The organism is Sorangium sp. So ce119, assembly GCF_051524405.1.
Lineage (GTDB): Bacteria > Myxococcota_A > Polyangia > Polyangiales > Polyangiaceae > Sorangium > Sorangium cellulosum_G.
Window position 1 is genome coordinate 1,310,066 of sequence record NZ_CP150310.1, and the last position, 23,567, is coordinate 1,333,632.

Genomic DNA, 23,567 nt, shown 5'->3' on the forward strand with positions numbered 1-23,567 from the left:
TTTCCACGAAAGGTCGCGTATGAAGGCTCTCAGCTATGGAGAAATCACGGATGGCGGGCTGAGCGTCTTTCAGTCGGTCGCCCGGCTCGATGACGACAACCGCCTCGTCCTGACCTTCGAGGGCGCTATCCGGATCGACAACCCGTACCGGTACCTCTCCAGCTACCTCGACGAGCTGGCGCGGGTCCTCCCGCAGCATCCGATCACGTCCACGGTGATGGACTTCGTGAAGATGCGGTTCTGCAACTCGAACGGCTTCTACGTCATCATGGACATCGTGGACGCCGTGTACAACCTGGTGCCCGGGCGGGTGACCGTGCGTCGGATCCTCGACGACGACTGGCAGCACGAGACCCTGCCGATCCTGCTCAACCTGAACGAGGAGCACGTGGCCGCGCGGACGACGTTCGAGGACGTCAAAGAGCCGTGACGCCGTGACGGTGGAGCGGAGGCTGCGCAAGGCGACCAGCGATGGAGGCACCTGCGAACGAAGCGGACGTGGAGAGGTTCTTCGCTGTCTGTCCCGATCCGCTCTGCGTTCTGCGGATCGACGGATCGTTCCTGCGCGTGAGCGGCGCCTGGGAGAGCACGCTCGGCCTGGGGACCGAGGAGCTGATCGGCAAGAACCTCCTGGATCTGGTGCATCAGGACGACCTCGCCGCGACGCGGGAGCAGATGGATCGGCTCCGGCTGGGGCCCGTGACGCTCGGGCTGGAGAACCGGTGCCGGAGCAGGAGCGGCCTCTACGTCTGGCTGTCGTGGTCGCTGCTGTCGGTGCCGGGCGAGGGGCTCATCTACGCCTGGGCGCGCAACGTGGGGAAGCAGAAGCGCGTCGAGCGGGCGCTGATGCAGCGGATCGAGACGAAGATGCTCGTCGCGTCGATCTCGGCCCACTTCATCAACGTGAAGCTCGCGGACATCGACCGCGGCTTCCAGTCGGCGCTCGCGGAGCTCGGCAGGGCGCTGCGCGCCGACAGGACGAGCCTGTTCCTGCTGTCGGAGGACGGGCGGCGGTTCTTGAAGACGCACGAGTGGTGCGCTGACGGGGTGCCGTCGCTGCTCGCGGAGCGGGCCGTCGTCTCCAGGGACGAGTATCCGTGGCTGGTCGAGCGGCTGTTCCGCCTCGAGGTGTGCGACGTGCCGCGCGTGGCCGACCTGCCGGAGGAGGCCGCGAGCGAGAAGCGGGCGTTCACGGAGCTCGGGATCGCCTCGCTGGTGCGGATGCCGGCGGCGTACGCGGGCCGGCTCGTGGGCGTCGTGGGGATCGACGCGGTGCGGTCGATCCGGGCCTGGGACAAGGGCGTCCGGGCGCTGCTGCAGGTCGTCGGCGAGATGTTCGCGATCACGCTGGAGCGGATGCGCGCCGAGGAGTCGCTGCGCGCCGTGGTCGAGCAGCAGGAGTCGCTGCGCGCGGTGATCGAGCGGCAGGAGTCCGCGATCGAGACGCTGTCGACCCCGATCATCCAGGTCTGGAACAGCGTGCTCGTGCTGCCGCTCGTGGGCAGCATCGATCGACACCGGGCCTCCGAGATCACGGAGAAGCTGCTGCGCACGATCGTCGAGACGAAGTCGCGCTATGCCATCGTCGAGGTGACGGGGGTCGAGGAGGTCGACTCCACGACGGCGCAGCACCTCATCAGCATGCTGCAGACGATCGAGCTCCTGGGCGCGCAGGGGGTGGTGGCCGGAGTGCAGCCCCAGGTGGCGCAGACGGCGTCGTCGCTCGGGATCGATCTCTCGTCGGTCCAGGTGCACCGGGACCTTCAGGAGGCGCTGCGGTGGTGCATCCGGGAGATCCGGGCGGACGGGCGGCAGGGGAAGCGGCGGCGGGGGCGGCGGTAAGCAGCCGGTTCCGAGGGGATCGGCCCCCGGGGAGGGGGCTCGTCGCGCGGCGCCGGGAGGGCTGAACTCGCCTTGAACGATGCGTCTCCGGCGTGCGTGGCACGCCGGAGACGCATCGTTATCTGGGCTCCGACAACAGCCCTCCCGGCGCCGCGCGACGAGCCCCCTCCCCGGGGCCTGTGATCAAGGGTGGTTGTGTCCGCTCGGTACTCGCGGGGGCCCGACCGCTCGCGCTTGACGGGACCTTGAGGAGAGAATATTTCGTACACGAAGCATCGTGACAGCGACCCTGCCGACGCCAGACAGGCCGGAGATCGACGCGATCGTGGAGATGATCATCTATCTCTACACGGAGTCGCGGCGGCTCACGAAAGGGATGGCGAGCGGGTTCGGCCTCACCGGGCCGCAGCTCACCATCCTCAAGCTGCTCGAGTCGTTTCAGGATCTCTCGCTGTCCACGCTCTCGGAGCGGATCCGCGCGCAGAACAGCACGGTGACCGGGATCGTCGACCGGATGGAGCGGGAAGGGCTCGTCCGGCGCGAGCGCTCGAAGGCCGACCGGCGGGTCGTGCACATCCGCCTCAGCGAGAAGGGGGCGCGGCTCGCCCGCGAGATCCAGGTCGAGCCGATGGAGATCTTCCGGAGCGCGCTGCTCAGCCTGAGCTCGAACGATCTGCGCGACCTGCTCCGGATCCTGACCAAGCTGCAGAAGCAGGTGGTCGCGCGGGTGGGGCAGGGCGGACAGAGGAAGATCGACGGCGACGGGACGTGACAAGGGAGGCCGAGGCCATGAGAGAGAAGCCGACGTTCACGGGGGAGCCGAGGAATCCGAACGAGCGAGATCCCGATATCTGCGTGGTGACCTGCGCGCTCTCAGGGGTGCTCGCCAGCCGCAAGCAGTGCGCCGCGATCCCGTACACGCCGGTCGAGATCGCCGAGGAGGCGAGGCGGGCCTACGAGGCAGGGGCGGCGGCGGTGCACATCCACGCGCGCAACGACGACGGCTCGCCGACGTTCTCGCCGGCCGTGTTCGCCAGCATCAAGGAGGAGGTGCGGCGGCGCTGTCCGATCATCCTGAATTTTTCTACCGGCACCATCCTCGAGGATGTCAGCGAGCAGTGCGCCTATGTCCGCGAGAGCCGGCCGGAGATCGCGGCCCTCAACATGGGCACGATGAACTACTCGAAGTACTCGCGCGCCCGGAAGAGCTTCGACTTCGACATGGTGTTTCCCAACACGTACGCGAAGATCGGCAAGCTCCTGTCCGCCATGAACGAGGCCGGGGTGAAGCCCGAGCTCGAGTGCTTCGACACCGGGCACACGCAGGGCGTGTGGCCGCTCATCGACATGGGCCTCCTCAAGCCGCCGCTGCAGTTCTCGTTCATCGTCAACGTGCTGGGCGGCATCCCGGCGCACGTGGAGTCGCTCCAGCTCCAGACCAAGATCATGCCCGCCGGCTCGGAGTGGGAGGTGATCGGGATCAGCCACGGGCAGTGGAGGATGCTGGCGGCGGCGCTCGTCCTCGGCGGCAACGTGCGGTGCGGGCTCGAGGACCATTTCTACCTGCCGAGCGGGGAGATGGCGCGCAGCAACGGCGAGCTGTGCGAGGTCGCGGTGCGCATGGTGCGCGACGTGGGGCGCAGGCCGGCGACCGTCGAGGAAGCGCGGCAGATCCTCGGGCTGCGGCGGGACGACGCGCCCGGCGCGGCGGAAGGGGCGGCGTCGTGACGGCGCGCGCGTACACGGTCATCCAGGCGGCGTCCGCGGGGGGCATCCTGCGGCTCACGCTGAACAACCCGTGGCGCAAGAACGCGATCGGGCCGGTGATGGTGAACGAGCTGCTCGACGCCCTCGAGGCCGGCATGGCGGACGAGGCGGTGCGCTGCGTGGTGCTGACCGGCGCGGGGGACGCGTTCTGCGCGGGCGGCGACTTCGCGCAGATGGCGGGCGCCGAGGGGGCGCCGCAGGTCGCGCCGAAGGGCGACTACGCGGATCTGCTGCTCGCCTTCGCGAACTCGAGCAAGCCGATCGTGGCGCGGGTGAACGGGCACGCGCTCGGCGGCGGGCTCGGGCTCGTCGCGGCGTCGCACTTCGCCGTCGGGGCGCGCGGCGCGAAGCTCGGGACGCCCGAGATCAACGTCGGCCTGTTCCCGATGATGATCATGGCGGTGCTGCAGCGGCACGTGAGCCGCCGCAAGCTGCTGGAGATGATGCTCCTCGGGCAGCGCCTCGACGCCGATGAGGCCGCGCAGTGCGGCCTCCTCAACAGGGCGGTGGAGCCGGGCGCGCTCGACGCGGCGGTCGACGAGGTGACGTCCACGATCGCGGCGAAGAGCCCGATCGCGGTGCGGCTCGGCCTGGAGGCGTTCGCGGCGCAGGACGATCTCGATCTGGAGTCGGCGCTGCCGCTCCTGCGCGAGCGGCTCGCCGGGTGCCTGGCGACGGACGACGCGCGCGAGGGGCTGATGGCCTTCCTGGAGAAGCGGCAGCCCCGCTGGTCGGGCAAGTAGGCGCCGGCGAGGCGCGCAGGATGAGGTGGCCCGTGAACATGCGAGAGCTCGTGAAGGACCTCGAGGCCCGCCGGGAGCAAGTGCGGCGGATGGGCGGCGAGGAGCGGGTGGCGAAGCAGCACGCCCGCGGGAAGATGACGGCGCGGGAGCGGATTGCGGCGTTCTTCGACGACGGCGTGCATTTCGAGGTCGGGATGCACGGCACGCAGATGGGGCTCGCGGCCGGGCCGGACGGGGGCGATCGGCCGCCGGCCGACGCGGTGGTGTGCGCGTTCGGCAAGGTCGACGGGCGGATGGTGTGCGCGGCGGCGTACGACTTCACCGTGAAGGGCGGCAGCATCGGGCAGACGGGCGAGGAGAAGGTGACCCGCCTGCGGCAGATGGCGCTGCGCGGCCGCTGGCCGATGGTGTGGTTCATCGACTCGGGCGGGGCGCGCATCGACCCAGGATCGATGCACCCGGACAGCATCTCGCTGTTCGCGGGCTCGGGGCACCTGTTCCGCGAGCAGGTGCACATGAGCGGCGTGGTGCCGCAGGTCGCCGCGATGGTGGGGCCGGGCGCCGCGGGCACCGCGTACATCCCGGGGCTCGCGGACTTCGTGCCGATGGTCAAGGACGTGGGGTCGCTGGCGCTCGGCGGTCCTCCGCTCGTGCGCGCGATGACGGGCGAGGACATCTCCGAGCAGGAGCTCGGCGGCAGCAAGGTGCACACGACGAAGAGCGGCGTGGGCGACGCGGAGTACGCGAGCGACGCGGAGTGCCTCGCCGCGGTGAAGCGGTACCTCTCGTTCTTCCCGTCGAGCTGCGACGAGGATCCGCCGCGCCTGCCGGTGACCGATCCGATCGAGCGGCGGGAGGAGTCGCTGCTCGATCTGCTGCCGGAGAACCCGCGGCGCGCCTACGACATGCTGAAGCTGATCGACGCCATCGTCGATCACGGCGAGCGGCTCGACCTGAAGCCGCGGTGGGCGCGCTCGATCATCACCTGCCTCGCCCGAATCGGCGGCCAGCCGGTCGGCATCGTGGCGAACCAGCCGGGCCACATGGGCGGCATCCTCGACGTGGACGCGTCCGACAAGGCCGCGCGCTTCATGCAGATCTGCGACGCGTTCAACATCCCGCTCGTGTTCCTGCAGGACGTGCCGGGGTTCATGATCGGCTCGAAGGTCGAGCACGAGGGGATCATCCGCCACGGGGCGAAGATGCTGCACGTGATGGCCGCGGCCACGGTGCCCAAGATCACGGTGGTCGTGCGGAAGGCGTATGGCGCCGGGTATTACGTGATGTGCGGGCGCGCGTACGAGCCGGACCTCATCGTCGGCTGGCCGAGCGCGGAGATCAGCGTGATGGGGCCGGAGGGGATGCTCGGGATCGCGGCGAGGAAGATGTTCGGGGACGCGCCGCCGCCCGCGGAGGTGAAGCAGGGCATCGTGGACATGATCCAGAAGAACATCGACGTGATGAAGGTCGCGGGGTGGGGGCTCATCGACGACGTGATCGATCCGCGGGACACGCGCAGGGTCATCGCGTGGGGGCTCGAGCTCGCGCGGAAGAAGCGCGTGGAGCGGCCGGAGAAGAAGCGGGGGATCGTCCCGGTGTAGTCAGTCCGCGTCTGCGTCTTGCGCCGCTGGCTCGGGCTTCGGCGTCGGCACGGCGCGCGGGGCGGCGGCGTAGAACGGCTCCGGCGCGCTCTTCACGCGGAGGAGCGTCGGCGTGTCGGCGGCGACCGTGGCGGTGTAGGCGTCGATGCCGAGGCCGGTGCCAGGCTCGTTCGCGTGCAGCGTGGCCGTGACCTCGTAGAGGCCCTCGCGGGCGAACGTGTCGGCAGGGCAGACCTCCCGGAGGAGGAGCGAGACGTCGGCCGACGCGCCAGGCTTCAACGTCCTGTACAGGTCGCGCGGGATCGCTCCGGTCGGCGGGGACGCCTCGCACACGGTCGTGCCGTTCGGACCGGCGACGTGGAACTCGAGCATCCGCGGCCGGATGGCGACGGTCATGGGGCGCTTGCCGGCGTTCCTCGCGCTCACCCGGACGACGATCGAGCGAGGGCTCGCCGCGTCGGACCAGGGTTCGCTCTTGAGCTCCAACCGAGGCGCGTTGGCGTCGACGATGGGCTCGGCCGACGAGCCGGCGCCGCCGGGGGGCTGAGCTGCCTTGTCGCCCTGGGGCTGAGCTGCCTTGTCGCCCGAGGGCTGAGCTGCCTTGTCGCCCTGGGGCTGAGCTGCCTTGTCGCCCGAGGGCTGCGCCTGCTTGTCGCCCTGGGGCTGAGCTGCCTTGTCTCCTGAAGGCTGAGCCGCTGCAGCCGAGGGCTGCGCCTGCTCGCCGCCCGAGCGCTGGGGCGGCTCGGCGCCGTCCGGCTGGTCTCCGGCGGCCTCTTTCTTCGAGGGAAGGTCGTAGCTCAGCACGATCGTCGGCGCGGCGAGCCCGGGCGCCGGGGCGAACGCCGGCGGAGCGTCCGTCGACTCCGCGGCGAACGGGGGCGCGGGCGCCTTTCTCGACCACTTCGGCGGCGGGCCCCAGCCGTACCAGGTCCTCACCACCGAGCCGCCGGCGAGCGCGGCTTCGTCCTTGCCGAAGCAGAGCAGGCGCGGATCGAAATGCTCCATGTACGACTGGCCGGGCGCCAGCAGGAGCGCGCGCCGCTCCGGGAAGCCGCTCGGCTTGAGCCCCGCGGGCGCAGCGCAGCGCACCGTCTTCTTCGTGCGCTTGTTCAGCGTGTCGACCTCCAGGCGGAGCAGACGGACGTCCGCCGGGATGCGCATCGGGCGCTCCCCTTGGTTGTCGATCCGCAGCGTCCACGGTCCCTGCGGCGACGGCGCGATGAGCCACACGCGCGCCGGCGCGGGCGCAAGGGGCGGCGGCTCGGGCGCCTTCTTCTTCGCGCCCGCCCTGGATGCCGGCGCGCTGGACTTGGGCGCCGCGACGCTGGCGCCTCCAGGCGGCGAAGCAGCGCCGGCCTTCGGCTTCCCCGGCGGCGCGGCGGAGCTCGGCTCCTCTGCCTGCTGCGCGGGGCCCGACCCCTCTTGCGCGAGCGCGGGGCGCGACGCGAGCCCGAGCGCGGCCGCTGCGATCGACGCGGTCGACGTGAACAGACTGGCGATCCGGACGAGACGTATGCGCATGGAGGATCCGTTCGGGAGCGAACGCTTCCGCTTTCTTTCTGGGGGCGTCAACCTTAGCGTAGCCAGCGAGCCTGGCCCCCTCGTGGGCGCCCGGGCGCTCTCCCATCGCTCGAAGCGTGGTCATGCGCGGCCTGTACGCCATCGTCGACACCGACTCGCTCTCGCGCCACGGGCTGGAGCCCGCGGCGTTCGCCGAGGCCGTCCTCGACGCGCGGCCGGCGGCCATCCAGCTCCGCGACAAGCGGGGCGGGGCGGGGCGCACGCTCGCGCTCCTGCGCGCCATCCAGCCGCTCGCGGCGCGCGCGGGCGTGCCCCTGTTCGCGAACGACCGGGCCGATCTCGCGGTGCTCGCGCGCTGCGACGGCGTGCACGTCGGCCAGGACGATCTCCCCGTGCCGGCGGTGCGCAGGCTGGCGCTGCGCGCCGGCGCGTCGCTGCGCGTCGGGCTCTCGACCCACACGCCCGCGCAGCTCGAGGCCGCGCTGCGGGGGCGGCGCGATGACCTCGACGACCTCGACTACGTCGCGGTCGGGCCGATCTTCGCGACCTCGAGCAAGGAGCGCCCGGACGCCGTCGTCGGCCTCGATGGGCTCGCGTCGCTGCGCGACATGGTCGAGCGGACGCGGCCCGGGCTGCCGCTCGTGGCGATCGGCGGCATCTCGCTGGAGAGGGCGCGCGAGGTGGCCCCGCTCTGCTCCGCCGCGGCGATCATCGCCGCGCTGCTGCCCGAGGAGGGCGCGACCGCGTCGCGCGCCCTCGAGCAAGTGAGCGCGCGCGCGAGGGCGCTCAAGGAGGCGCTCGCGCAGGCCGGCACGCCGGCGGCGCCGCCCGGAGGGGGCGCGCGATGAGCCTCACGCTGCTCGCGGCGGCCGCCGCGGCGGTGGCGGCGACGTTGGGCTACATGGCGGCGCGCCGCGAGCGTGAGGCGCAGGTGGGGAGGGGCGGCGAGGAGGAGCCCGAGGCGCCCGCGCGGTCGCCCGAGGACGCGCTCTGGGACGAGCTGCCGCTCGCGCTCGGCGACGTGGTGCTGGCCGGGAGCGAGGAGCGCTGGCTCTCGGGCGCGATCGTCGCGCGGGAGCGAGGCGAGCTCGTGGCCGTGGTGTTCCTCGCGCCCGAGGGGGCGGCGCAGCGGGCGGTGGCGGCCTTCCCGGCGCCGCGGCGCGAGATCCTGTGGCTCGCGCCCGCGGCGGTCGACTCGCCGGAGGAGCCGCCGGCGACGCTCGAGATCGCCGGCATGACCCTGCGCCGGCGGGCGCGGCTGCCGGCGGCGCTCGCGCGGCTGGGGCGGGGCGCGCCTCGCGTGGGCGGCGCAGGGATCATCGCGCTGTACGAGGGCGGCGGGCACGACGCGGCCGTGGTGCTCGCGAGCGAGGGGCGCATCCACGCCTGGGCCGGGCGGCGCATCGAGGACGGCGGCTACGAGCGGCTGGGCGGCGGCGGCGAGGGCTGACGCCCGCCCTCGCGGCCTCGCGGCGCCCGTCAGCCGATGACGCCGCGCAGCTCCGCGATGAGCGACGCCATCGCCAGGCTCGGCGAGGCGTTGCGCTCGAGCTGCGCCACGGCGCGGGAGACCGCGGCGTAGCGCTTGGCCGAGAGGCCGGCGCGGCGCGGATCGGCCGCGACGGCGGCGCGCGCCTCGCGGGCGAGCGCGGCGTTGAGCGCGCGCAGGTCGTCCTTGAGGGCGCCCTTGTCGCGGTCCACCGACTCCGCGAACGCCACGGCGGGCCCGAGGTCCCGGGCGGCGGCGGCCGCGAGGACGCTCTTCACGAAGGCGTCGCGCGAGGCGGTCTGCTCCTCGTCCGCGAGCTCGAGCGCCGCGGAGGCGCTGCCGGCGGCGAGCTCCACCGCGAGGTCGTGCCGCTCCTCCGGAACGCCGTGATCGCGGAGGATGCCGCGCACGATCGGCTCGGAGAGCGGGGCGAAGCGCACGGGGAGGGTGCGCGAGCGGATCGTGTTGAGCAGCCGGTCGCCGCGGGAGGTGAGCAGGATGAAGTGCGTGCCGGGCCGCGGCTCCTCGAGCGTCTTGAGGAACGCGTTCGCGGCGCCGACGCTGAGGTCCTCGGCGTCGCGGACGATGAAGACACGCGCGCGCCCCTCGTGGGGCGGGTAGGAGGCGTGGGCGAGCACGATGGAGCGGACCTGGTCGACCGAGATCTCGGTCAGCTCGTCGCGGCTCCGGCCGATGACGGCCGCGGGGTAGAAGTTCTTCGCGACGAACTGCACGTCGGGGTGGAGCGGCGACGCGGGGCGCCCCGGGGAGCGCCCGGCCGCGCGCCGGCACGCGTCGCACCGGCCGCAGCCGAGCGGGTCGCCCGCGGTGCACACGAGCGCCTGCGAGAGCGCGACGGCCGCGAGCTCCTTGCCGACGCCGGGCGGGCCCTCGAAGCGGTAGGCGTGGTGAACGCGGCCCGTCTGGAGCGCGCGTGCGAGGGTGCCGACCGCGGTGTCCTGGCCGAGGATGTGGGAGAACGGCACGGCCCGCTATCTAGCACGATCGGGGCGCAACCTGGTCCCGGATCGCGCTGCGCGCGAGGCCGCTCGGCGCCGCAGGCGGCGCGATCCGCGCGCTCGCAATGCCCTCATTGCGGGCGGCGGTGATAGGTTGCCGCGCATGCGCGTCCTCGTGCTCGGCGGCACTCGATTCATGGGTCATTTCCTGGTCTATCGCCTGCTCGCGGCGGGCCATCAGGTCACGCTCCTGAACCGCGGCGTGACGCCCGACCTGTTCGGCGATCGCGTCGCGCGGATCCGGTGCGACCGCACGGCCGGCGGTCTCGAGCAGGCGCTCGGGGGCCGCGAGTTCGACGCCGCGGTGGACTTCACCGCGTACACGGCCGCGGACGGCCGCGCCGCGGTGGGGGCGCTCGGCGGCGGGCGCGTCGGCCACTACGTCATGATCAGCACCGGCTCGGTGTACCTCGTCCGCGAGGGGTGCCCGCGGCCGTCGCGCGAGCGCGACTACGACGGCCCGCTGCTCCCGGAGCCGACGGACGAGGAAGATCGCGCGTCGTGGGCCTACGGCATGAACAAGCGCGGCTGCGAGGAGGCCCTCGCGGCCGCGTGGCGGGACGACGGCTTCCCCGCGACCGTGCTGCGCATCCCGATGGTGAACGGGGAGCGCGACCCCCACCGCCGCCTCGAGCGGTACATCGCGCGCGTGCTCGACGGCGGCCCGCTGCTCGTCCCGGACGGCGGCGAGCACCCCGTGCGGCACGTGTACAGCGGCGACGTCGTGAGGGCGATCGTGAAGCTCCTGCTCGTGCCCTCGACGTTCGGCCAGGCGTACAACCTCTGCATGGAGGAGACGCCGACGCTCCCGGAGCTGCTCGCGCTCGTCGCCGAGCTGCTCGGCGCGCCGGCGCGGCTCGCGCGGGTCGACCGGGCCGCGCTCCGGGCGCGCGGCATCGACCCGGTCGCGATGTCGCCGTTCAGCGACCCCTGGATGTCGATGCTGGATCCCGCGAAGGCGAGGGCGGAGCTCGGCTTCCAGCACACGCCGCTCCGGCGCTGGCTGGAGACGGTGATCACGTCGCTGCTCGCGAACCCGCCGTCCGATCCGCCGCCGGGCTACGACCGGCGCGCCGAGGAGCGCTCGCTCGCGGCGGCGCTGCCCGGTGCGGCCAGGGTGGGGGACGCCGACCCGGCGTGAGGTAAGCTGGGCGCGCGGGAAGGCGGGAGGGCCGGGAGGTCGCGCGCCGTCCTCGCGCTTCGCCGTCAACCATCCGGAGGAGGGGAGAGCTCGCGATGCAGGATGTAGAGCCCAGGCGGGTCCTGGCGGCCATGGACGCCTTCCTGAGCACGCCGCTCGACGCGGCGCTCACGCGGTACCGCGAGGCGGATCCGGCGGCCGGCGCGCTCGCGTTGTTCCACGATGTCGCCGCGACCGTCCCTGCGTACCGCCGCTTCCTCGACGAGCACGGCGTCGATCCGGCGGCTGTCCGGACTCCCGCGGACTTCGCGGCGCTCCCGGTGATCACGAAGCAGAACTACGTGCTCCGGCATCCGATCGCGGACCTGTGCCGCGGCGGGCGCGTCGAGTCCTGCGACATGGTCGCCGTCTCGTCGGGGTCGACGGGCAAGCCGACGTTCTGGCCTCGCTCCGTCACGGACGAGCTCCCGGTCGCGCGGCGCTTCGAGCAGGTGTTTCACGACAGCTTCCGGGCGGACGCGCGCCGCACGCTCGCTGTCGTGTGCTTCGCGCTCGGCTCATGGGTCGGCGGCATGTACACGGCCGCTTGCTGCCGTCACCTCGCGGCGAAGGGATATCCGATCACGGTCGTCACGCCGGGCAACAACAAGGACGAGATCTACCGTGTCGTCCTCGATCTGGGGCCGGCGTTCGAGCAGGTCGTCCTGCTCGGCTATCCGCCCTTCCTGAAGGACGTGATCGACACGGGCCGGGCGCGGGGGATCGACTGGGCGCCGCTGCGGATCAAGCTCGTGATGGCCGGGGAGGTGTTCAGCGAGGAGTGGCGGACCCTGGTCGGCGAGCGCGTCGGGTCGACCTCGCCCTGCCACGACTCGGCTTCTCTTTACGGGACGGCGGACGCCGGCGTGCTGGGCAACGAGACGCCGCTGAGCATCGCGATCCGCAGGTTCCTCGCGGGCAGGCCGGACGCCGCGCGCGCCCTCTTCGGTCAGGACCGGCTGCCGACGCTGGTGCAGTACGACCCGGCGGTGCGGTTCTTCGAGCAGCGCGAGGGGATGCTCCTCTTCTCGGGCGAGAACGGCGTCCCGCTCATCCGCTATTCGATCCTGGACAGCGGGGGCGTGTACGCGCACGCGGACATGATGGCGGCGCTCGCGCGCTTCGGCTTCGACCCGCGGCGGGAGCTCGACGGGGAGCGCGGCGCCCGCGAGCTGCCGTTCGTCTACGTGTTCGGGCGCTCGGATTTCACGGTGTCGTATTTCGGCGCCAACATCTATCCGGAGAACGTGGTCGTGGGCATCGAGCAGCCCGGCGTGAAGGAGTGGGTGACCGGGAAGTTCGTGCTGGAGGTCCGCGAGGGGGCGGACAGGGATGCGTACCTCTCGGTGGTGGTCGAGCTCGCGCCCGGCGAGGCGGAGAGCGAGGCGCGGCGCGAGGCGGCGGCGCGGTCGATCGAGGAGCACCTCGTCCGGCTGAACAGCGAGTTCAGGAGCTACGTGCCGGCGGGGAAGCGCGCGCCGCGGGTGACGCTGAGGGCGGCGGGGGATGCGGAGTACTTCCCGCTCGGGGTGAAGCACCGGTATACGCGCAAGCCGGGGGGTGAGGCGGGCTAACGCCAAACTTGGTTCCGCGGGGCAGACACCCTGCCAGGGATCTGCCTCGCGAGAGGAGAGAGAGCTCGACGCCAAGACGCAAAAAACGAATTGTTCTTTTTGCGCTGCCCGCTACCCGCCGCAAGCCCTCATGCGCCTGTGGCTTTGTCTCGCCCTGGGACACGCCTGCGCCGCTCGAACCCTCCCGCTCCGCCCCGCCCCCGCCCCCCGCCGCTGCTCCCAGCGCCTCGCAGAACGCCGCCACATCCGGGAATCGCTCCGACGCCTCGAACTCGATCGCCCGCTCCAGCACCTTCCGCACCGCGTCGCTGCACGGCAGCCGCTCGAGCACCCGTCCCGGATACCGCATCATGATCGGCGGCAGCTCCGCGCCGTGCAGGCAGAACACCGCCGTCATGCCGAGCCCGTACACGTCCGCGCGCGCGTCCGCGTCCTGCGGCCGGTGCATCAGCTCCGGCGCCGCATACAGGAACGTCCCGAGCGCGCCGCTCCTCGTGCCGCCCGTCGTGTCGCGCGCCCAGACCAGATCGAAGTCCGTGATCCGCGGCAGCCCCTCCGGATCGAGCAGGATGTTCGCCGGCTTCACGTCCCGGTGCACCAGCCCCCGCCCGTGGGCGAACGAGATCGCCTCGCCCGCGCGGAGGAGCATCGGAATCACCCGCTCCGCCGGCAGCCGCTTCCCGATGACCGCGCTGTGCACGTCCTCGCCATGGACGAGCTCCATCACGAAGTAGTGCCAGCCGCCGTCCTCGCCCTTCGGCTCCAGGATGCGCACCACGCCGGGGTGATCGAGCTCCGCCATCGCGCGCGCCCCCCGGAAGAACCGCTCCCGCCGCCCCTCGTCGCCCGCGAGGTTCGGGTGCAGCACCTTGATCGCCACCGGCTGGTCGCCCCGCCCCGCGTCGAGCGCGCGCCACACGGTCGCGAACCCCCCGCGGCCGATCCGCTCCAGCAGCAGGTACCGGCCCTCGCTGAGCTCCTCGCCCACGTGGAGCTGGCCGCCTTCCCGGCGCTTGCGCCGGAGATCGACGAGCTCCTGGTCCACCTCCGCGGTGCTCGCGCCGGCGGCCTGCAGCCGCACCCGCCGCTTCTGCGCCGCCGCGATCTGCCTGTCGATCGCGCGGATCGCCTCCTCGGCCTCGCGCAGGGTCGCCGCGAGCGCGCTCGTCAGCGCCGCCCTGGCGGGCTCCGCCTCCGGCCGCGCGCTCACGGCGGCCTCCTCCACCGCCGCGCGGATGCCCCGGACCACGTCCCTCCAGGCTTCATCCGGGTTGGCCCAGCTCGTCACCGCCCCGCCGCTCTGCGGCAGCGCCTGGAGCTCCGCCAGGGCGGTGCCCTCCCGGTCGCACGCGCGCACCAGGATCGGCACCACGCGCGCCGCCCCCCGGCGATGCCGCTCCAGCGCCGCACCGAGCTCCCGCTCGTAGCAGCTATCGGAGGCGAGGAACGCCTCGCTCACCAGCAGCACCACCACCTCGGCGGCGGAGAGCTCCGCCGCGATCGCCTCGTCGCGCGCCGCGCCGGCGCCGATCCGCCCGCGGTGCCACGTGCTCACCAGGCCCTGCCGCTTGAGGGCGGCGAGGTGCGCCTCGAGCGCTTCGAGGTGCGATCGATCCGCGGGGGCGTAGGAGATGAAGACGTTGACCGCCATGCGCTGAGGGCGTCGCTGCGGCGGCGAGCTCGCTGCGTCTCGGCCGCCCGCTCCGCGCCGACCAGGCTATCAGAGGCGGCGCTGATGCTCGACCGTCCTCGGGATCCGCGCCCTCCTGGCCGTGGCAGCGGCCAGGGCAGTCCACGTCATCGCGAACCCATCCGCGCGCCTCGAGCGCGGCCGGCTGCGCTTCGCGCGCGTGAGGCGCTCCCTCTCTCTTGCTTGCTGGTAGAAGGGTCGTCCAGATCATGCGCGACGCCACTCCCCCGCTCCTCGTCCTCGGCTGCGGCTTCACCGGCGCGGTGGTCGCCGGCCTGCGGAGGGCGTCCGGCGGCCGGGTCGTCGCGACGACGCGCTCCTCCGAGCGCGCGGCCGAGCTCGCGCAGGCGGGCATCGACGTGCGCGTCCTGCCAGCGCTCACGGCGGAGGCCGTCGACCGGCTCGTGCCCGACGGCGCGGACGTGCTCGTCGCCTTCCCCCCCGACGGCGCCACGGACGCCGCGATCGCGCCGTCGCTCGGCCGGGCGCGCGCCGTCGCGTACGTCTCGTCGACCGCCGTCTACGGCGGTGCGACCGGGCGCATCGACGAGGCGACGCCCACCTCGGCCGACGGTCCCCGCGCCGCGGCGCGCCTCGCCGCCGAGGCCGTGTACCGCGAGCGCGGCGCGGTGGTGCTGCGCGCGGCGGGCATCTATGGTCCCGGCCGCGGCCTGCACCAGCGGCTGCTGCGCGGCGACTTCCGCATGTCGGGCGAGGGCGACCAGCAGGGCAGGAACGTCGTCTCGCGCATCCACGTCGAGGACCTCGCGCGCCTCGCGCTCGCGGCCCTGGAGCGCGCCGCGCCCGGCGAGGCCTTCCTGGTCGCGGACGACGCGCCCGTGCCGCAGATCGAGGTCGTCCGCTGGCTGTGCGCGCGGCTCGGCCTGGAGCTGCCGGCGGGCGCGCCGCGGGAGGACCTGCACGAGACGCTCCGCCACGACCGCGCCGTGGACAACGCGAAGATCAAGCGCGCCCTGGGCATGGCGCTGCTCTATCCGAGCTACCGCGAGGGGTTCGAGGCGTGCCTGGCCGTCGAGGCCCAGGCGCCGTCCCTGATCGCGGCGGCGCGCGCCCCGCGCGAGCGCGGCTGACGCACGGGTGAGGTGCGCGCCGCCCGCGCAGCGCCCATCGCCGCCCTCGCTGCTACTCCCCGCGCTCGACGATGACCTGCGGCGGCTCCTGCTCCTCGGCCGCGTCGAGCTGATCGATCTCGCGGAAGAGCGCGTCGAGGTCGAGCGTCAGCCCGTCGCAGCCCGGCACCTCCTGGAGCAGACCCCCGTTCACGCCGAGGCGAGGCGCGTAGACCCCGTCGCGCGTGAGCTCGAAGATCTCCAGGGTGCGGAGCTGCGGATCGAGCAGCCAGTACCAGCGCACCCCGAACGCCGCGTACTCCTCCAGCTTCTCGATGCGGTCGCGACGGCCGTCCCGCGGCGAGGGCGAGACGATCTCGACCATGATGTCCGGCGGGATCGCCACGGCGCCGCGGGCCGGGGGCTTCCGGGAGGTTGGGAGGAACGCCGACACGTCGGATTTGCGCCCGCGCCGCGGCTTGAGCGCGTACTTCACCTCGGAGCCGAAGACGAAGCCGCCGCGCGGGAACAGCCATGCCCGCAGGGCGTGGATGAGCCAGGCGACGGCCAGCTCATGGACGCAATCGGGCATCTCTTCCTCGACGAGCCGGCCATCGATGAGCTCACCGGCCTCGTCTTCCGGCAGCGCTGCCCACTCCGCGACGGACAGGAGGCGCGCTGCCTGGGGTTCCGGGTACGGGCGCTGGCTCACGCCGGGAGGGTACCACCGCCGCGCGCCCTGCGCCTGGTCAGGAGAGGGCGCGTCGGCTCACCCTGGCAGGAGGCGCCGGGGTGCCGCGCCCACGCGCCGACCCGACGCGCAGGACGCGCCGACCGGCGCCCGGATGCCGCCCGGGTCGCGCGCTACAGGACGCTGGCTCCCCGTCGGGTGATCACGATGCCGCCGCTCGCGTGGGGGGTGCCGCCGGCGGCGCGCGGGCCGTCCGCGTTGCCGTTGCCGCCGACGCTGGACAGCGTGTAGCCCTCGCCGTTCGAGCTCCTGCGGTACACGAGAGGCCCTGTCCCACAAGGATCCTGCGCGAGCGACCGCAGCGCCTCCGGATAGACGCCGTCCGCATACGCCCGCTCTGCCTCGACGGTCGCGCGCGCCAGGAGATACGACGCCCGCAAGGCGCAATCGCGCCCCGCGAAGTCCTGGAGAACGTCGACGCTCATCGTGGGGTTGAGCTCCGTCGCGTGGAGGACGAGGGAGTCGATCGCGATCTCCTGAAACCGCGCGGACTGGGAGACATCACGCTGCGCGTCGCGCGCGATCTGCTCCGCGCCGCGCAGCCACGCGTCCATCCGGGGAAGGGCATGACCTACCAGGGCGCTCTCCGGGAGCACCGTCGTGAGCGCGATCGTGCCGATGGGTCGCCGCACCTCGGGAGGAAGCTGCTCGGGGAGGGCGCCCGTATCGATCAGGCTCATCACCGCTCTTCGGAGGCGCAGGCGCTCCTTCCGGAGCGCGTCGGCGAGGAGCGGCAGGTCGCGCCCTCGCTCCGCGAGCGCCTGATCCAGATCGGCGAGCTCCGCCGCGTGGAGCCGGGGCGCGCCGGCCACGAGCGCGGCGGTGGCGCGGTAGGCGTGCGTCGCGTTTTGCATGCCGACCAGGCCATCGATGAGCGACCCCGCGGACATGTCCGCGCCGACCTTGGCCACGGTGAGATAACGGTCCAGCGCGCCGCGCACATCCCCCTTGGCCGCGAGCTCGTGCCCCTCGATCAGGGCCAGTCGGCTCACGGACATGAACCGCCACACCGGGCCGTACTCGACCCACGCGCTGTCCTCCGTCAGCTCGTAGTGAGAGCACCTCGCCGCCTGCCGGAATGCGTCCATCTCCGGACGGTGCCGCTCGATCTCGGCGAGGAGCTCGGGGGACGGCCGCGCGCCCGGTCCAGCCTCGATCGCTCGCTTTATCTTCTCGGGATGGGCCTGCATCTCGATGCCCGACAGGCTCGCGTAGCTCGCCCCGCAACGTTGCTGCGCGCCGCCCTCGCCGGCGGGCCGCGAGCGCTCGCGGATCTGCGCGCGCTCGGCGTCCCATTCGGCCTGGGTGGCATCCAGGTACTCCCGGAGCCGGGACTGACCCCAACCCGACGCCCCGGTCCGGACGACCATGAGGAGCGCGGCTGTCGCCGCGAGCCCGACACTCACACGCTTCAGCCTCCCGCGGAGGCGCCCCTTGCTGTCTGTCATCGAAAGCGAAATGCCCGAGCGCAACACGCCATTCCGCGCCGTTTTGTCAACCGGATCGCGCGGCGCTGCTCGGACTTTCCTCCACGGCGCGGCGAGGGCGCGGGCCGCGCATCCCCGGGCCGATGTCACGGACGGCGCACGAAAGCGACGCTGCGGCGGCGCGTCGGCGCGTGCGCGCATGTCGAGCGTCGACGCGCGCGAACGACACGACTACTGTCGCGGCTGGTGAAGGAGCATTGCATGAGGCTTGGTACTTGGACGTTGCTTTTGCTGGCGGCTGCCGCGGTGGGCGCGGGCTGCGGGGATGACGAGGGCGCCGGCGGCGGTGCTGGGACGGGAGGCTCGGGCGGGGACGGGGCTGGCGGACAAAGCGCCGGGGGGGCCGGGGCTGGCGGGGAAGGTGGCGCGGGCGAAGGCGGGGCCGGCGGGCAGGTCTCGACGCCGCCGTGCGAGCCGGCGGACCCCACGCTGGCCGACCGCGACGCGGACGAGCTGTACGCGGCGGACGAGATCCCGCGCTTCGACTTCCACCTTCCGGAAGAGCGCTGGGCGGAGCTCAAGGCGAACGCCCGCGACGAGGAGTACGTGGAGGCCGAGGCCTGCTACAAGGGCAAGAGCCTGGGCGTCGTTGGCCTGCGCTTCAAGGGCGGTTACGGCACCCTGCAGCTGTGCTTCGACGAGCAGGGAAGGCTCACCTGCCCGAAGCTCAGCATGAAGGTGAAGTTCGACGAGTACGTCGACGGGCAGCGCTTCCACGAGCAGAAGCGCCTGAACTTCCATTCCATGACCTGGGACCCCACCAGGCTGCACGAGCGGATCGCCTACGGCCTGTACCGGGAGATGGGCGTTCCGGCCCCGAGGAGCTCGTGGGCCACGCTGCACGTGAACGGCGAGTCGCAAGGGCTCTTCTCGATGGTCGAGGAGGTCGACGGCCCCTTCCTCGAGAGCAACTTCCCCGAGGGGTCGGAGGGCGCTCTCTACAAGGAGGCGTGGCCCGTCACGGACGACGCCAGCTACTACGCGGAGCGCCTCGAGACGAACGAGGACGAGGCGACGCACGAGCGCTTCGTGGCGTTCGCGAGCGACCTCGCGTCCGCCGAGGGCGCGGAGCGCCTCGCCGCGCTGTCGCAGTGGGCGGACATCGAGCAACTGCAGCGGTACATGGCCGTCGACGAGGCGATCGTGAACTGGGACGGCGTCACCACCTTCTATGTCGACGACGCGGGCGGCGCGGGCAACCACAACTTCTTCATCTACGACGATCCCTCCTCGGGCAAATTCCGCCTCATCCCGTGGGATCTCGACCAGACCCTCAGCCCCAGCACCTATTTCGGCCAGGTGCCGCGCTGGACGGAGGCGCCGGCGACCTGCCCCACGGACCTCCTGGTGTTCATGGGCAACGAGAAGGTGCGCCAGCCGAGCTGCGACCCGCTGTTCAGCGCCTTGCTCCAGGACTCGGCGGGATATCGGGCTGCGCTCCAGGAGCTGCTCGAGGGGCCGTTCAGCGAGGGGCAGATCGAGGAGCAGGTCGACAGGTACGCCGCGCTGATCCGCGATGCCGTCGAGGAAGACCCGCTCGGGCCGGGCCTCGCCGGCTGGGAGCCGGCGGTCGAGCGGCTCAGGCAGGAGGTGCCGATCCTGCGAGAGCGCCTGGCGCGCTTCGCCAGCGGCACGCCCCTCGTGCCCTTCTCGTTCACCGCGACGGGGATCAGCGATTTCGAGGCCGCGGACACGCTCGGGCTGTACGTCGGGACGCTGCTCGCCACCAACAACGCGTCCGGCGCCGTGCAGTCGCTGACGCAGGAAGATCCGCTGAACGGCGCGCAGAGCCTGCTCCTCCGCTTCGACTTCCGCGACGAGGGGCACGCCTGGGGGCAGTACGTGTACTTCGCGGTGCCCCTCGCCGAGAGCCCCCTCGACGTGACGTCGCTCGAGGGCGTCCGCTTCCGGGCGCGCGCCGACGGGGCGCGCTGGCTGCGCTTCGACGTCGAGAGCCCCGCGCAGAGCGAGGGGATCTCCGGCGTCCGTCACGGGTGGGACGTGCGGCTCAGCGCCGAGCCTCAGCTCATCGAGCTGAAGTTCGCCGACATGGCGCTCCCCGGCTGGGCCATCGACGACGGCCGCGACCCGGGCGATGACGTGAACGACGTGCTCAGGTCGATCATCGGCCTCTCCTTTGGCCCGCAGATGAACGGCGTCGGCGCGAACGGCTTCCTCGGCCAGGGCGAGGTCGACTCGGGCACCATCGAGATCGACGACGTCGAGCTCTTCGGACCGACGTCCGGCGACCCGTGACCGGCTGACGCGCGTGCACGGGACGAGCGTCCCGAGGGACCGAGACGGTCAGCGCGCGTGAGCTTCTATCTCCGCCCGGGCGACCTCACCGGCGCGCGCCGCCACGGCGGGTGCACAAGTACCGATACATCAAACAGAGCATCGAGCCCTCTCGATGTTCCACTCCTCGAACGCGGCCGTTCCAGAACGCCGTCTTGTATCGCCCCAGGCATCGCGCACACTCCGGACGTCACGACGCGGAGATACGATGAATAAAAAAGCGCTCATCAATCATCAATTGCGTCTCGCGGTCTGCGCCGGCGTCGCGTTCAGCCTCTCCACGGCCTGCTCGGGCGCCGACGAGCCGGGCGAGCCGGTCGCGTCGCACGCGTCCGAGATCGTCGGCGGCGAGCTCGCCGAGGCGAGCCTCTGGGCCGTCCAGGTCTTCGACGTGCGCGGGAGCACGGGCGACTTCTACCAGTGCACCGGCACCCTCGTCGCGCCGCGCTGGGTGCTCACGGCGCAGCACTGCATCGCGGACGAAGGCGAGACGTCGGCGGTTCGCGTCGGCAGCAACACGTACCGCGAGGGCCGGCGCATCGCGGTCGACGCCGTCGAGGTGCCCTCGGCCGCGGCCGACATCGCGCTGCTCCACCTGACCGAGGACGCCGATGGACCGTTCGTCCAGCTCGCCGAGGCGACATCGACCTGGATCGGCAGGGACGCGACGGCCTACGGCTGGGGGAGCGAGGGCACGCCGCTCGTGATGGCGCCGTCGCTCAAGAAGGCGACCATCCACATCAATGGCTGGCACTCCGACGAGGAGCTCAAGGCGACCGGCGTGACGGGCGCGGGCTGGAGCGGCGACTCCGGCGGCCCGTGGTTCGTCGACGGGCGCCAGGTCGCCGTGTTCTCGGCCTCGAACGGACAGAACGGCACGAACCTGCACGCGACGGTCACCGGCGTCGACGTGGCGCGCCACCGGGCGTGGATCGACGCCACGATCGCCGGCGGCCCCACCGTCCACCCCAGCAACCAGGTCGTGCTCCACGATCTCTCGAACTTCTCCGGCATCTCGCAGGGCTTCGGGCTCGGCCGCCACAACCTCCCGAACTCGACGATCATCGGTGACGACCGCGCGAGCGCCATCAGGGTCCCCGCCGGGCTCCGCGTCACGGTCTTCATCGACCACGAGTTCGGGCGCGAGGCGCGCGTCTTCACCTCGGACACGAATCTCGTGGCCGCGGGCTTCGACAACACCATCTCGAGCCTCGTCGTCGCGCACGCCTCGGACCCGCAGCTGGACGCGGTCACCTTGTACGAGCACGCCGGGCTCTCGGGCGCCTCGGTCCTGTACGGCGTCGGCTCCTCCCTCTTGTACAGCAGCCCGTGGGACCAGAGGGTCAGCTCCGTCCGCGTCCCCCCCGGCTTCAAGCTGACGCTCTACGACGGGCTCTGGCGGTACTCGGCCGAGTCGCGCGTCTTCACGGCAGACGCGAACCTCGCTCCCAGCGGCTTCGACGACAAGGCCCGGAGCCTCGCCGTCGAGCGCCCGTAGGAGCGAGCGCGCGCGTGCGGCTCGCTGTCCCGCGCGCGCGCGCCTTGGCAGCTCCTCAGCGCATCTCACCACCGCCGGGCGCGCGGCGCTGCCCGCGAGCCGGCCGGCGGCGTGCCCCGCGGCGGAACCCGAGGCCGGCGGCGAGGAGCAGCGCGGTGAGGCCGCCCGCGGAGGGCGTGTCGGCGCCGAGGCGGCAGCCGCAGCCCGACGACTCGCCGCTGCCCTCGCCCCCGCCGCCTGCCCCGGACCCCGTGGCCGGCGCCCCGCCCGCGCCCGACGCGGAGCCCCCGCCCGCGCCCGACGGGGCGTTGCCCGCGCCGGACGACGTGACGGTGTCGAGCCCCGCGCCGACCGACGTGGCGGTGGTGGGCGCCGGCGGCTCGGCGACGCACGCGCCCGCCTCGCACCGCTCGCCCGCGGGGCACGCGACCCCATCGCAGGCGTCGACGCAGCTCCCGTCGCGGCAGTAGGTGCCGGCCTCGCACGCGACGCCCACGCACGCGGTCTCGACGCACCGGCCGGACTCCATGTCACAGCCCTCGTTCGTGGGACACCCGCGGCAGTTGCACTCGATCACGCAGACGCCACCCTCGCACACCTGGCCGTCGTTGCACTGGACGCCCTCGCACGGATCGAGGCAGCGCCCGCCGCGGCACACCTGATCGTGCGGGCACACCACGCCGTCGCACGCGCCGCGGCACTCGCCCTGATGGCACACCTCGCCTGCCTCGCACACCACGTCCACGCACGCCCGCTCGACGCACAGGCCCTCGACGCACACGAGCCCGTCCTCGCAGGGGAACTCCGCGGAGCCGCAGCGGTCCACGCAGCGGCCGCGGCTGCACACCTGGCTCTCCGGACAGGGCGCCTCCTCGTCGATCACGTCATCGCAGTCGTTGTCGAGGCCGTCGCACTGCTCTGCCTGGCTTCCGGGCAGCACGAACGGCGTGCAGATCACCGCGCCCTGCGCGTCGCAATCGGAGATCCCGAGGCGGCAAGCGCCCACGTTCTCGTCGACCTCGCACGGCTGGCCGGCCTCGGGGCAGGTGATTCCCGAGAAGCGGAACAGGAAGTCCTCGTAATCGAGATCGTTGCCGTTGACCCCCGCGGCGCCCGCCGCGTTCTGGAAGTCGAGATCCTCGAACCCGAGATAGAAGGTGTTGAGCAGCTCATTCGACCGGTAGATGAGATCGGAGTACCAGGGTCCCGGGGTCTCGCACGCCGTGCACATCACGTTGAACCGGTGCTCGGTGTAGTGGTACTGCGTGGCGTTCCCGTTGCCGGTGCCGTTCGGGTTGGGGATCAGCACGAAGCCGATCAGACCGCCGGCGTACGCGGGGCTCTCCCGGATCGACACGGCCGTCAGCTCGCGCGTCTCGGCGGGCGGCAGAGAGGTCGAGAACGGAAAGAGGATCTGGATGTCGCTCTCCGGCGCCGCCGTGTTGAGGTTGGCCCCGTTGTCCACGGACTTGTACAGCGGCGGGTCGTCGCTGCCGCGGGCATCGTCGACGTTGTACCAGCCGACGGCGAAGTTGGCGCCGCCGCCCTTGGCGATGTACCTGCCGCTGAACTCGCAGAGCGGCGAGAACACCTGGGGCTCCACCGCGGCGTCGGCGACGACGTCGATCCCCTCGTCGATGTCGTCGTTGTTCGCCGATCCGTTGAGCAGGTCGCTCAACCGTTCACGGACCACGGGGACGACGGTGCCGTTCGGTTGCACGACGTCGGCGCGCGCCGCCCCGCTGGCGCCGAGCACCGCCGACAGGGCCAACCACCACGCGAGAGCAGACGGTTTGCTGAAGATCGACCAGCGCATCGGGGCTTCCTCTCCTGACAGGACGCGAGAGTCCGAAAGGAAAAGTGGACGCGAACTTCCCTCGCTTGTCCAGGCAGCGCGAGCGCCCTCTCGGCTGCAAAAGCCAAGGTAATGTGGGCTGTCCGCTTACGAGACAACACTGTGTCTGCCTCCGCGCGGGGGAGATGGGCCGATGTCAGATGGATATCTCGCCGATGTCGTATGGAATCGAACGACGAGCTAGA

At 72.3% G+C, this 23,567-nt stretch carries 18 protein-coding genes and 1 pseudogene; 13 read left to right on the forward strand and 6 right to left on the reverse strand.

Going from position 1 to position 23,567, the window contains the following annotated elements; all coding sequences use genetic code 11:
- Positions 1 to 19 precede the first annotated feature (19 nt).
- The 6 genes from WME76_RS05240 (at position 20) to WME76_RS05265 (ending at position 5,953) form a co-directional block, all read left to right on the forward strand.
- Positions 20 to 430: a hypothetical protein gene (locus WME76_RS05240; RefSeq protein ID WP_020734190.1), complete on the forward strand. Its 411-nt coding sequence runs from the start codon at positions 20 to 22 to the stop codon at positions 428 to 430.
- Positions 431 to 471: 41 nt separating this feature from the next.
- A complete protein-coding gene (locus tag WME76_RS05245; protein WP_437959089.1) occupies positions 472 to 1,842 on the forward strand; it encodes an STAS domain-containing protein in 1,371 nt (456 codons plus the stop codon).
- Positions 1,843 to 2,119: 277 nt separating this feature from the next.
- Positions 2,120 to 2,614, forward strand: a complete 495-nt coding sequence (locus WME76_RS05250) for a MarR family winged helix-turn-helix transcriptional regulator (protein ID WP_437959090.1) — start codon at positions 2,120 to 2,122, stop codon at positions 2,612 to 2,614.
- Positions 2,615 to 2,631: 17 nt separating this feature from the next.
- Positions 2,632 to 3,570 (forward strand): 3-keto-5-aminohexanoate cleavage protein, encoded by a 939-nt coding sequence (locus tag WME76_RS05255; RefSeq protein WP_437959091.1) that lies wholly within the window; start codon positions 2,632 to 2,634, stop codon positions 3,568 to 3,570.
- Positions 3,567 to 4,352 carry an enoyl-CoA hydratase/isomerase family protein gene (locus WME76_RS05260; RefSeq protein WP_437959092.1) on the forward strand — a complete coding sequence of 262 codons (786 nt, stop codon included), beginning with the start codon at positions 3,567 to 3,569 and terminating at the stop codon, positions 4,350 to 4,352. Before WME76_RS05255 ends, WME76_RS05260 begins: the two co-directional genes overlap by 4 nt.
- Before the next feature lie 38 nt (positions 4,353 to 4,390).
- A complete protein-coding gene (locus WME76_RS05265) occupies positions 4,391 to 5,953 on the forward strand; it encodes an acyl-CoA carboxylase subunit beta (protein WP_437962077.1) in 1,563 nt (520 codons plus the stop codon).
- On the opposite strand, the gene WME76_RS05270 is transcribed toward WME76_RS05265, so the two are convergent.
- A complete protein-coding gene (locus tag WME76_RS05270; RefSeq protein ID WP_437959093.1) occupies positions 5,954 to 7,474 on the reverse strand; it encodes a hypothetical protein in 1,521 nt (506 codons plus the stop codon).
- A gap of 122 nt (positions 7,475 to 7,596) precedes the next feature.
- Here WME76_RS05270 and WME76_RS05275 point away from each other — a divergent pair, with 122 nt between their 5' ends.
- Both WME76_RS05275 and WME76_RS05280 read left to right on the forward strand, forming a co-directional pair.
- Complete coding sequence (locus WME76_RS05275; RefSeq protein ID WP_437959094.1) at positions 7,597 to 8,322, forward strand: thiamine phosphate synthase; 726 nt, start codon at positions 7,597 to 7,599, stop codon at positions 8,320 to 8,322.
- Complete coding sequence (locus tag WME76_RS05280; protein WP_437959095.1) at positions 8,319 to 8,924, forward strand: hypothetical protein; 606 nt, start codon at positions 8,319 to 8,321, stop codon at positions 8,922 to 8,924. Before WME76_RS05275 ends, WME76_RS05280 begins: the two co-directional genes overlap by 4 nt.
- A 29-nt stretch (positions 8,925 to 8,953) precedes the next feature.
- Here the strand turns inward: WME76_RS05280 and WME76_RS05285 are convergent, their stop codons facing one another.
- Positions 8,954 to 9,949 (reverse strand): ATP-binding protein, encoded by a 996-nt coding sequence (locus tag WME76_RS05285; protein WP_437959096.1) that lies wholly within the window; start codon positions 9,947 to 9,949, stop codon positions 8,954 to 8,956.
- A 136-nt stretch (positions 9,950 to 10,085) separates the two neighbouring features.
- On the opposite strand from WME76_RS05285, the gene WME76_RS05290 reads away from it, so the two are divergent.
- Both WME76_RS05290 and WME76_RS05295 read left to right on the forward strand, forming a co-directional pair.
- Positions 10,086 to 11,123 carry an NAD-dependent epimerase/dehydratase family protein gene (locus WME76_RS05290; RefSeq protein ID WP_437959097.1) on the forward strand — a complete coding sequence of 346 codons (1,038 nt, stop codon included), beginning with the start codon at positions 10,086 to 10,088 and terminating at the stop codon, positions 11,121 to 11,123.
- 95 nt (positions 11,124 to 11,218) lie between these two features.
- On the forward strand, positions 11,219 to 12,736 hold the full coding sequence (locus WME76_RS05295) for a phenylacetate--CoA ligase family protein (RefSeq protein ID WP_437959098.1): 1,518 nt from the start codon (positions 11,219 to 11,221) through the stop codon (positions 12,734 to 12,736).
- 379 nt (positions 12,737 to 13,115) lie between these two features.
- Here the strand turns inward: WME76_RS05295 and WME76_RS05300 are convergent.
- A pseudogene (locus WME76_RS05300) lies at positions 13,116 to 14,387 on the reverse strand (protein kinase domain-containing protein); the annotation flags it as partial.
- Between the two features lie 248 nt (positions 14,388 to 14,635).
- Here WME76_RS05300 and WME76_RS05305 point away from each other — a divergent pair.
- On the forward strand, positions 14,636 to 15,517 hold the full coding sequence (locus WME76_RS05305; protein WP_437959099.1) for an NAD-dependent epimerase/dehydratase family protein: 882 nt from the start codon (positions 14,636 to 14,638) through the stop codon (positions 15,515 to 15,517).
- Positions 15,518 to 15,569: 52 nt separating this feature from the next.
- Here WME76_RS05305 and WME76_RS05310 read toward each other — a convergent pair whose 3' ends face one another.
- Both WME76_RS05310 and WME76_RS05315 read right to left on the reverse strand, forming a co-directional pair.
- Positions 15,570 to 16,208 carry a Uma2 family endonuclease gene (locus WME76_RS05310; protein ID WP_437959100.1) on the reverse strand — a complete coding sequence of 213 codons (639 nt, stop codon included), beginning with the start codon at positions 16,206 to 16,208 and terminating at the stop codon, positions 15,570 to 15,572.
- A 152-nt stretch (positions 16,209 to 16,360) separates the two neighbouring features.
- The gene (locus WME76_RS05315; RefSeq protein WP_437959101.1) at positions 16,361 to 17,653 is read right to left on the reverse strand and encodes a hypothetical protein; all 1,293 of its coding nucleotides are present in this window, start codon (positions 17,651 to 17,653) and stop codon (positions 16,361 to 16,363) included.
- A 282-nt stretch (positions 17,654 to 17,935) separates the two neighbouring features.
- Here WME76_RS05315 and WME76_RS05320 point away from each other — a divergent pair, with 282 nt between their 5' ends.
- Together WME76_RS05320 and WME76_RS05325 are read left to right on the forward strand one after the other, a co-directional pair.
- Positions 17,936 to 19,990 (forward strand): CotH kinase family protein, encoded by a 2,055-nt coding sequence (locus WME76_RS05320; protein ID WP_437959102.1) that lies wholly within the window; start codon positions 17,936 to 17,938, stop codon positions 19,988 to 19,990.
- Positions 19,991 to 20,237: 247 nt separating this feature from the next.
- Positions 20,238 to 21,527, forward strand: a complete 1,290-nt coding sequence (locus WME76_RS05325; RefSeq protein WP_437959103.1) for a S1 family peptidase — start codon at positions 20,238 to 20,240, stop codon at positions 21,525 to 21,527.
- 55 nt (positions 21,528 to 21,582) lie between these two features.
- Here WME76_RS05325 and WME76_RS05330 read toward each other — a convergent pair whose 3' ends face one another.
- Complete coding sequence (locus tag WME76_RS05330; protein WP_437959104.1) at positions 21,583 to 23,343, reverse strand: hypothetical protein; 1,761 nt, start codon at positions 23,341 to 23,343, stop codon at positions 21,583 to 21,585.
- Positions 23,344 to 23,567: the final 224 nt, after the last annotated feature.

Coding starts and splice junctions, on each gene's coding strand:
- WME76_RS05240 (WP_020734190.1), top strand. CDS start 20: ATGAAGGCTCTCAGCTATGGAGAAATCACGGATGGCGGGCTGAGCGTC.
- WME76_RS05245 (WP_437959089.1), top strand. CDS start 472: ATGGAGGCACCTGCGAACGAAGCGGACGTGGAGAGGTTCTTCGCTGTC.
- WME76_RS05255 (WP_437959091.1), top strand. CDS start 2,632: ATGAGAGAGAAGCCGACGTTCACGGGGGAGCCGAGGAATCCGAACGAG.
- WME76_RS05265 (WP_437962077.1), top strand. CDS start 4,391: ATGCGAGAGCTCGTGAAGGACCTCGAGGCCCGCCGGGAGCAAGTGCGG.
- WME76_RS05270 (WP_437959093.1), bottom strand. CDS start 7,474: ATGCGCATACGTCTCGTCCGGATCGCCAGTCTGTTCACGTCGACCGCG.
- WME76_RS05275 (WP_437959094.1), top strand. CDS start 7,597: ATGCGCGGCCTGTACGCCATCGTCGACACCGACTCGCTCTCGCGCCAC.
- WME76_RS05280 (WP_437959095.1), top strand. CDS start 8,319: ATGAGCCTCACGCTGCTCGCGGCGGCCGCCGCGGCGGTGGCGGCGACG.
- WME76_RS05290 (WP_437959097.1), top strand. CDS start 10,086: ATGCGCGTCCTCGTGCTCGGCGGCACTCGATTCATGGGTCATTTCCTG.
- WME76_RS05295 (WP_437959098.1), top strand. CDS start 11,219: ATGCAGGATGTAGAGCCCAGGCGGGTCCTGGCGGCCATGGACGCCTTC.
- WME76_RS05305 (WP_437959099.1), top strand. CDS start 14,636: ATGCGCGACGCCACTCCCCCGCTCCTCGTCCTCGGCTGCGGCTTCACC.
- WME76_RS05320 (WP_437959102.1), top strand. CDS start 17,936: ATGAGGCTTGGTACTTGGACGTTGCTTTTGCTGGCGGCTGCCGCGGTG.
- WME76_RS05325 (WP_437959103.1), top strand. CDS start 20,238: ATGAATAAAAAAGCGCTCATCAATCATCAATTGCGTCTCGCGGTCTGC.
- WME76_RS05330 (WP_437959104.1), bottom strand. CDS start 23,343: ATGCGCTGGTCGATCTTCAGCAAACCGTCTGCTCTCGCGTGGTGGTTG.